This window comes from Saccharospirillaceae bacterium (assembly GCA_022448365.1).
Taxonomy (GTDB): domain Bacteria; phylum Pseudomonadota; class Gammaproteobacteria; order Pseudomonadales; family Oceanobacteraceae; genus Bacterioplanoides.
In genome coordinates, this window is the sequence record JAKVCS010000019.1 from 1 (window position 1) to 3399 (window position 3399).

The 3399-nt window shown below is 46.0% G+C and carries 3 protein-coding genes and 1 pseudogene; all 4 read right to left on the reverse strand.

The annotated features are described in order from the left end of the window. A partial coding sequence (locus MK185_17630; GenBank protein ID MCH2042452.1) for a hypothetical protein occupies positions 1-328 on the reverse strand: 328 nt, incomplete at its 3' end. 199 nt (positions 329-527) lie between these two features. Then, positions 528-1244 (reverse strand): annotated as a pseudogene (gene istB, locus MK185_17635) (IS21-like element helper ATPase IstB). Between the two features lie 18 nt (positions 1245-1262). Further along, positions 1263-2783: an IS21 family transposase gene (gene istA, locus MK185_17640; GenBank protein MCH2042453.1), complete on the reverse strand. Its 1521-nt coding sequence runs from the start codon at positions 2781-2783 to the stop codon at positions 1263-1265. A 401-nt stretch (positions 2784-3184) separates the two neighbouring features. After that, a partial coding sequence (locus MK185_17645; protein MCH2042454.1) for a nuclear transport factor 2 family protein occupies positions 3185-3399 on the reverse strand: 215 nt, incomplete at its 5' end.

Sequence of the window (3399 nt, forward strand, 5' to 3'; positions counted from 1 at the left end):
TAATGTAGGTGAGTGGGGTTGGGCCTCTACTTTTGGGTAGTAAAGATGGGTGGATATTAATCGCATATTTTATTTCGTTTGTGGGTACTTTGTATCCGTAATCGGCTACAACAAAGACTGTCTGTTCGTCATTTAAATATCCTTTAAGAGTCACGATACTTGGTTTTTCAGTGGAATAAACAATATTGTATTTACGACAAATTCGTTTGATGAAGCTCGCATTTTCCTGAACATCGTTTATAAAAACGCGTTCAATGTTCAATCTATTTTTAATTAGAAGTAACAAACAATTCGAGAATAAGTCGTTTCCAAAATAAACGATTTTCATATTTCTCTGCACCTTTTGAGAATAGCGTATGTGGAACAAAATGTAGGTTGGGAGGACAAGTGTCGATTGGCACCCTAATAGATCCACCCATTTGCGGCGTATTGGATCCACTTAAAACCGTCTTTTTTGTCCTCAAACAGAGTGATTATTTCTTGCTTTGTGCTCCTCGTCCAGTCTGATTATTGTTCTCTCGTAATTTGCGGTAACTTTCGCCTTCCAGAACCAGTCGATAGGCGTTGTGTCTGAGTCGATCGAGTGTCGCCGCGCCGAGCAGTTTATTTGGGAAGGCTTGTCCCCATTCACTGAAGTCTAGGTTGCTGGTGATGATTGTCGATTTCTGTTCATACCGTTCATCAATTAAGTCGTGTAAGTCTTCATCATGAGGAGATTTGAGTGGCTTTAAACCGAAGTCATCGATGATGAGCAAGTCTACTTTAGCTAACGTCTGGAAGCGTTTCTCATAGGTGTTCGTGGCTCTCGCTGCATGCAAGTTCGCAAGCAGTTTTGCCTGAGTAAAGAACAACACGTCAATCCCTTTTTGTACCGCACAGTGACCAATAGCCTGAGCAAGATGGCTTTTACCGGTGCCGCACGGCCCCGCGATAAGCACTGCTACATGTTCGTCAATGAACCGGCAATCCGCCAGTTCGTTGATATAAGCGCGGTTCAGATTAGGATTGGCATTCAGATCGAAGTTTTCCAGTGTTTTATTACCTCTGAAGCCTGCACGACGAAGACGTGTGGTATATTTTTTCTGGTCACGTCTGGCGACTTCATCTTGTACCATTAAGGCCAAGAAGTCAGGATAACTGAGTTGGTGGTCAATGGCTTCACGGTTACGTATTGCCAGAGAGTCTGTCATCCCAGACAGGCGTAGCTGTTTCAGTAGTGGCGTGAGTTCGGGGATCGGATTAATCATCGTTTTTTCCTTTTTCTAATGAGGGAGTAGTTTATTTGGGTCGCGATGGAATCGACCACCGCCGGTATAAGCATCGCTTAAGGTATCGAAGGCGTTTGATTCATTGGGCTGCTGGTCTAGCCCCTTTTCTAGGATTTGTTTGACTGCGCTGTAACGCACATTGTCGAAGGTCAACGCGCGTGAGCAGGCGGCGTCGACGCGTTTATCACCGTAGCGTTTGGCAAGGCCCACAACACCTTGTGCAGCACGCAGGTTGTCCAGTACGCGACTGGCAAACAGACGCTTAATCAACACATGGCATGATTCGCCAATCCGCTTCGCCTGAGTCAGGCAATATTGCGGATCCTGCATGTTATAAGCCTGAGCGGCTGGCGGTTGATGTTCGGGAACGGTGGCTCTGCCACCCTGATGGCGCATTCGGGTATGTGTTGCTTTGAGTTCATGCCCCTGATAAATACGCACCATAGTGTCACTGGCTTTAAGCCAGAGCGTTTCTCTAATCAGCGTATAGGGCACCGAATAACGGCAGTGTTCAAATTGCACATGACCATCACCGTGTACCTTAACCTTTGCCCAGACAGCCTGCTCCGGTGGCACATCAGGTAATGGTTTAAGTCGTGCCTGTTCAATCTCAGTAAAGCGCTCCAGCGGCTGACATTTGGTGGTGCCGTGTTTACGATTTCCCGCAACCGCCAGTAACCAACGTTTAAGCTGTACGTTGGCATCACTCAGACTACGGAATTCCTTCAGAGGAACGAAGCTATTTTTGATGTACTTAACATTAGATTCGACACGGCCTTTTTTCTGCGGGTCACGCACGGGACATGGCGCAATCAAAAATCCATAGCCTTCGGCACACTCACCGTAAGCGCGCTGAACCTGTGGGTCGTGATAGCAAGCTTTTGTAATCGCACATTTAGGATTGTCGATGACCACGCGTTTTGGCACGCCTCTAAACCATTCAAACGCACGACGATGACAGGCCAGCCAGGTGGCGGTGCTTTGGTCACGAATGAACTCAGCGTAAATGTGACGACTCCAAGCCAGCGTCATCACAAATATCCAGCTTTTGCGAAGCTCGCCAGTTTCAGTATCCACAATGAGCGGCCCTGCACCAAAGTCAACTTGTGCGGTATCGCCAGCTGTGAATTCCATGACAGTAGTAGGAACTGGCGTCTTCTCAGCTAAGACTTTTAAAAAACGGATGACAGACCAGTAGCTTCCTGTGAAGCCATATTTCTCCACCAGTGCTTGATGGATTGTGGTGCCCTGCACACCATCCTGATACCACTTTTTCACTTTGTCCGCGTATGGTGCAACAGATGACGTTGTCGTTGGATTGGGTGGCCTCTCGCCGAAGACAGTGGCCAGTTGTGAATCATCAGGTAGTTCGCTATCGGGTTCAAGCCAGCCATGTTTCGATGCAATACGCTTAATCGCTTTGACTTTATTACGACCAGCGATTCCACTGTCAGCGATGGCTCGATTGGAATCGCCCATTCGCATTCGAACGAGGATGTGTCGGTATTGGTACATTTCAAACCTCCGGTTTGGCATGCGTATTCTCCTGACTACAAAACAGTCAAAGATACGCGAGTTAAACAGAAGTTTGAGGGGAAAAATCAGATTAAAGTGGATCTATTACGCCGCCAATCAGGTGGATCGATTACGGCACAAATGGGGTGGGTCCATTACGCCGCCAATGGAATGGATCCATAGCGGTGCCAATTAACAACAAGTGTTTAAGGATTCGATGTTGATTAAAAATCTGTGCAAAAACGAATAATAAGGGTTCATTGGCTGGCGGGAAGCTTAGTTCGTGCCAATATGAAGTGTAAGGCATTTTGACAATAGGATAGCCGAGATGGTTCTGATATTGAGCAAACTGGAAAGCTACCGTTGATATTACCAAAGTAGCTTTCAATACATTTATTTCGCTAGTCTTTTGCACGATTTCTACTAGAGGAATGCGTGTGAACTATCAGCCACTCACCGTTAACTTTTTTAAAAAGAAAGGTTTGAAACCCCGTTTTGTTGAAAGTTTCTCCAGACTTCCTAACCTTTCCTTGAACGGTTGTATCAACGAGTGTCCAAGCAAAATCATCTTCTACATGAGTTTGAATGTTAGAAAAATCTAAACTTAAGAAAACTA